The sequence below is a fragment of the Salipiger sp. HF18 genome (genome assembly GCF_011806505.1).
Lineage (GTDB): Bacteria > Pseudomonadota > Alphaproteobacteria > Rhodobacterales > Rhodobacteraceae > Salipiger > Salipiger thiooxidans.
This window is the reverse complement of the sequence record NZ_JAATOS010000386.1, coordinates 1-3,755: the sequence shown is the minus strand read 5'-3', so window position 1 is coordinate 3,755 and position 3,755 is coordinate 1. Positions and strand designations below refer to the sequence as shown.

Genomic DNA, 3,755 nt, shown 5'->3' with positions numbered 1-3,755 from the left:
GGCGCGCCGGTCCGGCTTGGCTGGGACCGCAACGCCGCGCAGTTCCTCACCCGCGCGGTCTGATCCCTCAAGACAAGCAAAACCGCGGTCCCGCATCGACGGGACCGCGGTTTTGCTGTTTCAAAGATTCAGCCGACGATCAGCTGCTTGAGCTTCAGCGCCTCGTATTCAAGCGCGGTGAGCCGGTAGTTCACCACGTCCCCGATCGAGATCATCCCGGCAATCTCGCCGTCTTCCAGCACCGGCAGGTGGCGGAAGCGCCCGTCGGTCATCCGGCGCAGCACACGCACCAGCGTCTCGTCGAGCGTGCAGGTCTGCGGATCGGCGGTCATCAGCTCGGCGACGGTTTGCGGCAGGGTCCGGCCGGGCGTATCCGCCAGCCGCCGCACGATGTCACGCTCGGAGAGAATGCCGACGAGGTGCCCGGCGGCGTCGGTCACGAGGATCGCCCCGATGCGCTTGTCGCGGAGCACCTCGACCGCGTGGCCTATGGTCTCGTCCGGACCGATGGTGTGGACATCACGGCCCTTCTTCTCCATCACATGCCCCACCGTCGCCTCGGCGGCGGACAGGTTCGTCTCGATGGACTGGCTGTGCGTCTTCTCGTGGTCGTCGTCGCCGCGGGTGTGCGGCTGGTAAGAAGCTGGCATCACGTGACCCTCCCTTGTCTCTCCCCTAGGGTAATGCAATCAGCGCATCTGTAAACGCGCTTTGTAGATTGCGCCCTGCCGAGAGGAATTCGCCCGTGCCCGAGCTTGCGCTCACGCCCGTCACCGCCACCCTTCTGTTCGTGGTCGCCTGCCTCGCGGGATACCGCTACCGCAGCGTCTGGAAGGCCGAGGGCCCGCGCTGGCAGCTCTGGGTGTTCGGGCTGGTGGCGGCGGTGGCGCTGCTGGTGCTGGGCTTCCTGCCGATGCGGGGCGGAGGGGCCGGGCCGGCGCTGAAGACCCCCCGCGGCGCCACTCCCCAAGACCCCCCGCTCCAAACGCCCCCACTCAAGAACCCTCTGCGCAAATGAAAGAGGGGAGGCAGTCCCCCGCCCCGCCCCGAAATCCGGCCGGATGGAAGGCGATCAGCTCGCCTCGCGCTCCATGTCCTCGATCATCTTGCGGGCACGCGGGCACTTGAGCCGCTCGCGCAGGGGGCTGTTCGGGTCGATCTCCTGCTTGCAGACCAGGCAATGGTCCGCGTCGGCGATGGCGTTCAGCCCGCCACAGCTGCCCTTGATCGTGCGCCCGCTGAACATGACGCCGAGCGCCATGCCCAGCATCACGATCATCAGAAGTCCGAAGGCAAGCAGAAAGGTCGACAAAGCAGGCTCCCGTCAGAAGTGGATCAGGCCTGCAGCGCCTTGAAACGCTCGCTGGCCTCGGTGACGTGGCCAATCTGCCCCGCCTCGCCGGAACGATCAACGAAGAGGACCGCCATCTCACGATCATTTGCGATCTCGAGGCCGCGCTTGGTGCCCACCGCCAGCAGGGCCGTGGCCCAGGCGTCGGCCATCATCGCGTTCTCGGTCAGCACGGTCACCGAGGCGGTGTGGTGCGTCACCGGACGGCCGGTCGTGGCGTCGATGATGTGCGAGTAGCGCTTGCCGTCGCGCTCGAAGAAGTTGCGGTAGTCGCCCGAGGTCGCCATGCCGAGACCCGACACGCCCACAACCTGCATCACGCCGCGGTCGAAGGCCTCGGGGCTCTCGATGCCGATCTGCCAGGGTCGGCCGTCGGGGTTGCGGCCTGCGGTGTAGAGGTCGCCGCCGATCTCGACCATGTAGTCGGTGAGGCCAAAGCCCGCGAGGGTGCGCGCGACCTGGTCGACGCCGAAGCCCTTGCCGATGGCCGACAGGTAAACTTCGGCCTCGGGGCGGGTCTTCTGCAGGCTGCGATCCGAGACGCGCAGCGTCTGGGACTGGCCACAGCAGGCCAGCGCGTCGGCGATCTGTGCATCGCTCGGCAGGTCCGAGCCGGTGCGGGCGCCGAAGCCCCAGAGGTCGATCAGCGGGCCGACGGTGACGTCGAAGCGGCCGTCGCTCTCGGTGTTCACTTCCTGCGCGGCGAGCATCACCTCAGCCAGCTCGGGCGAGACGGCGAAGGGCTCTGCCCCGGTGGAGGCGTTGAAACGCGAGATCTCGGACGTCGCGTCCGAGTTCGACATCTGGGTGTTCACCCGGATCAGGCTGGCATCGACGGCGCGGGCGAGCTCGGCCTTGTCGACAGACCGCGAGTGATCCACGGCAACGATCGAGTAGCTGGTGCCCATGGTGAGCCCCGAAAGCTCGAGCACATCCCAGCCCTTCTTGCACGCGGCCAGCGCGATTGGCATTACGAGGAGGCTACGGCGAGAGAGGAGGATGGGGTTTGGCACTTTTATCTCCGCAGAAGTGGTGCTTCGTGGTCAACGATGAGATGATGGGCTTCTGCGGGAGTTTCCGGATCGATACAACATTAAACTGAAAAAAATCCCCGGAAGAACTTCCAAAAAGCCTCCCGGCGTCACATAAGACGGCCAAAAATGGACAGGACGAAAACGACGTGCAGCGATTTACGTTACGAAAAGGTCTGAATGTCCCGGTTCTGGGTGCGCCCGAAGGCGGGATTGAAGATGCTCCCCCGGTCCGGACTGTGGCCATCCTTGGCGATGACTACATCGGCCTGAAACCCCGACTCACCGTTCAGGAAGGCGACGTGGTCGCCGCCGGCACGCCGATCCTGAGCCACAAGGACACGCCGCAGGTGCAGGTCACCGCGCCGGTCTCGGGACGAATCAAGGCGATCAACCGCGGCGCCCGCCGCGTCCTGATCAGCGTCGAGATCGAGGTCGATCCGACCGCCGCCGAGCCCATCGACTTCTCGGGCGTGGGCGATCCGCACACCGCCGAGGGAATTATCGAGCGCCTCTGCCTCGCCGGCCTCTGGACCTCGTTCCGGACGCGTCCCTATTCGAAGGTGCCCGACCCGGCGACGCGGCCCGCCGCGATCTACGTGACGGCGATGGACACCGAGCCGCTCTGCGGTGACGCTGCAACGATTATCGCTCAGGATTCCAAGGCTTTCTATCACGGTCTTCAGGCGATCACTCACCTCACCGACGGCCACACCTACCTCTGCCAGGAGGCCGGTTCCGAGGTCCCCGGCGCGGGCATCCCCGACGTCTTCGTCGCCGGCTTCTCCGGGCCGCACCCGGCGGGTCTCGCCGGCACGCACATGCATTTCCTCGAGCCGCCCTCGCCCAGCAAGACGGTCTGGTCCATCGGCTACAACGACGTGATCGCCATCGGCCGCCTGCTCGACACCGGCCGGCTCGACATGTCGCGGATCGTGGCCCTGACCGGTCCGCTCTGCCGCCGCCCGCGCCTCGTGCGGACGGTCGCCGGCGCGTCGATGGCGGATCTCTGCCATGACGACCTGCAGACCAAGTTGCCGGTGCGGGTGATCTCGGGCTCGATCCTGAGCGGCCGCATGGGCGAAGGCGCCACCGGCTACCTCGGCCGCTACGCCCGCCAGATCACGCTCATCAAGGAAGACCACGAGCAGATCCCGCTCGGCTGGATCCGTCCGATGGCGTCGAAATTCGCCATCCAGCCGGTGCTCGGCTCGGCCTTCGCGCGCAAGCTTTACCCGCTGACCTCGAACCTGAACGGGGGCCGCCGCGCCATGGTGCCGCTCGGCACCTTCGAGGAGCTGATGCCGCAGGACTACCTGCCGACGCAGCTGCTGCGGGCGCTGCTGGTGATGGACACCGACCAGGCGCAGGCG

Annotated in this window: 4 protein-coding genes and 1 pseudogene; 2 read left to right on the top strand and 3 right to left on the bottom strand. The window is 66.7% G+C overall.

Annotated features, from left to right (window positions below; translation table 11 throughout):
- Positions 1–128: 128 nt before the first annotated feature.
- Positions 129–650 carry a CBS domain-containing protein gene (locus HC022_RS21000; protein WP_089962964.1) on the bottom strand — a complete coding sequence of 174 codons (522 nt, stop codon included), beginning with the start codon at positions 648–650 and terminating at the stop codon, positions 129–131.
- Between the two features lie 95 nt (positions 651–745).
- Between HC022_RS21000 and HC022_RS28825 the strand changes: the two are divergent.
- Positions 746–925 (top strand): annotated as a pseudogene (locus tag HC022_RS28825) (hypothetical protein); the annotation flags it as partial.
- Positions 926–1,072: 147 nt separating this feature from the next.
- Here the strand turns inward: HC022_RS28825 and nqrM are convergent.
- On the bottom strand, positions 1,073–1,312 hold the full coding sequence (gene nqrM, locus HC022_RS20990; protein ID WP_008884407.1) for a (Na+)-NQR maturation NqrM: 240 nt from the start codon (positions 1,310–1,312) through the stop codon (positions 1,073–1,075).
- Between the two features lie 23 nt (positions 1,313–1,335).
- Positions 1,336–2,322 carry an FAD:protein FMN transferase gene (locus HC022_RS20985; RefSeq protein WP_175583671.1) on the bottom strand — a complete coding sequence of 329 codons (987 nt, stop codon included), beginning with the start codon at positions 2,320–2,322 and terminating at the stop codon, positions 1,336–1,338.
- A gap of 209 nt (positions 2,323–2,531) precedes the next feature.
- On the opposite strand from HC022_RS20985, the gene HC022_RS20980 reads away from it, so the two are divergent.
- A partial coding sequence (locus HC022_RS20980) for a Na(+)-translocating NADH-quinone reductase subunit A (RefSeq protein WP_167453715.1) occupies positions 2,532–3,755 on the top strand: 1,224 nt, incomplete at its 3' end.

What these genes read in the sequence shown, in the direction of transcription:
- HC022_RS21000 (WP_089962964.1), bottom strand. Translation starts at nt 650, where the DNA reads ATGCCAGCTTCTTACCAGCCGCACACCCGCGGCGACGACGACCACGAG.
- HC022_RS20985 (WP_175583671.1), bottom strand. Translation starts at nt 2,322, where the DNA reads ATGCCAATCGCGCTGGCCGCGTGCAAGAAGGGCTGGGATGTGCTCGAG.